Origin of the sequence: Streptomyces sp. NPDC058619 (genome assembly GCF_042717785.1) — a bacterium.
Lineage (GTDB): Bacteria > Actinomycetota > Actinomycetes > Streptomycetales > Streptomycetaceae > Streptomyces.
The window spans coordinates 1-1,952 of record NZ_JBHXQN010000152.1 but is presented as its reverse complement, the minus strand read 5'-3'; the positions used below and the strand labels follow the sequence as shown (position 1 = coordinate 1,952).

1 protein-coding gene and 2 pseudogenes are annotated in these 1,952 nt (G+C 38.3%); all 3 read left to right on the top strand.

Features of this window, described 5'->3' with window-relative positions; translation table 11 throughout:
- Positions 1–285, top strand: a pseudogene (locus ACFWTC_RS38845) (hypothetical protein); the annotation flags it as partial.
- A gap of 684 nt (positions 286–969) precedes the next feature.
- Positions 970–1,143: a hypothetical protein gene (locus ACFWTC_RS38840; RefSeq protein WP_375839303.1), complete on the top strand. Its 174-nt coding sequence runs from the start codon at positions 970–972 to the stop codon at positions 1,141–1,143.
- A gap of 90 nt (positions 1,144–1,233) precedes the next feature.
- Positions 1,234–1,952, top strand: a pseudogene (locus ACFWTC_RS38835) (hypothetical protein); the annotation flags it as partial.

Genomic DNA, 1,952 nt, shown 5'->3' with positions numbered 1-1,952 from the left:
TTAAAAGTGGCTTCAGAGGGCTGTGAGGTGCAAACAAAGATCGTAGAAGGTCGGGAAAAGAAATTTTTAAAAGGCGGACGGCTGCACATGTATCCTTCCGGAATGAATATGTATCGAAAATCAAAAGGGATTGTTAAGCCGGAACGGGAAGAAATGAAGTTCGGAGACATAAAAAAAGTAGTGGGTTCGGCAAAACCACACTACGAGAAAAGTTATCATGTCGAAAATGACAATTTTGAAAACACAATTTCGTTTCTCCAGTATAACACAAAACGTGATTTTTGAAGCAAAACGGTTCCTCTTTATGGAGCCGTTTTTTTTATTTCCCGAAGGGTTATTTGTCAGAATGACAAACCGATTTCGAGCCGGCGAGAACCCATTGTCACACCACGATTTAGGGGGTGTGTATAAATGGGCACTCTCTGTGAAATTTGAAGCTTTGAAATTCCGAATGGCGCACTTATACACTCTGTCGAGTGAGTGCTAAAATGCTGAAGCATTTCCGTCAAGCGTGTGGAGGAATCTTGTAGAGAGATATAGCATAGATACCCGTATCTCTAGAGATATTTTGGTATATCCCTGCTATATCTATGGGGTATCTATGCTATATCTTTGGCTTCAAAAACGGCACCTGTTCTAAGAGCATAGAAACTCAACAGGCACAGCCTGTTTGACACCCTTTTTTTTAGGGTGGCACCGAGTTTCCTTATGCTCTTTTTCTCTGAAGCTAAACCTGTTTTATATGTCGTAGTCTTTTTATTGGGAGTGACCCCTTGCTGTACAATTTCCGGAGGTGCCGATAAGGGACGAATTTTCCCTTGTCGGTTGCCTTTGGGGATTGTAAGGGGTGGAGGCTCGGAATCAAAAGGAAACGAAATATCATTCCGAGTGTGCTTCTTTTTTCTGTTCTTGAATTCTATTATTTCCAATGTTAGAATTATGTTAACAACTTGTTAGGAGTGTGTTTGGATGGAAGAGAAAAAACAAATTGGACCTCGAATTACTGTTGAAACATTTAAAAAGCTAGAGTTATTAGCCGAACATTTTACAAAACACAATGAATTTGGAAGAGTTTCAAAAGATGCTGTAATTGAGTTTGCTATTAAGGAATTGTATAGGGACTATTTGGGAAAAGGACGCTAATTTTTGTTGAAAAACTGACTTCGGATTTGGGGTTCTTTATTATTAACTTGATTTTAATTAAACATTACAGGAAAAATTGAGGGGAAATGGATGGATAAACGCAATGGTGACGCGGTTTTCATAGCTCCAAATGATGTTGTAAAAGTGACCACTATGAATCACGTCATTGAAGTTCAGCATATGGAGAAGATGAACCGGAAAAATAATATCAAAAAATTGGACAAGGATAGGTTTGTAGACCTCTCTACTGGGGAGATCCGGGAGTTCGAGCATTCGGAAAATCGGCAGGAAAATTATAATTCTTTGAGACAAACCTTTAAGAAGCTGCGTTATTTGATAAATAACAATTTTATAGGACGGCCAAATGAATTACATATAACTTTGACATACAAGAAAAATATGACGGACACGAAAAAACTTTATAGTGATTTTCAAAATTTTATCGACAGGTTGCGTTATAAATACAAGAAAGAAAGTTCGATAGATTATTTATCGGTGGTAGAGCCACAAGGACGTGGAGCCTGGCATTGTCATGTTTTAATGCGCTTTAATGATTTGGATAAGATTTATATTAAAAATGCTGAATTAAGGAGTCTATGGGGTTTAGGATTTGTAACAATCAAGTCATTAAAGGATATAGACAACATAGGAGCCTATTTGAGCGCTTATTTGACTGATATAGACCTAGAAGATGTCCAAGACAGGGAAACAGCCTTAAAAGTGGCTTCAGAGGGCTGTGAGGTGCAAACAAAGATCGTAGAAGGTCGGGAAAAGAAATTTTTAAAAGGCGGACGGCTGCACATGTATCC

Coding starts and splice junctions, on each gene's coding strand:
- ACFWTC_RS38840 (WP_375839303.1), top strand. CDS start 970: ATGGAAGAGAAAAAACAAATTGGACCTCGAATTACTGTTGAAACATTT.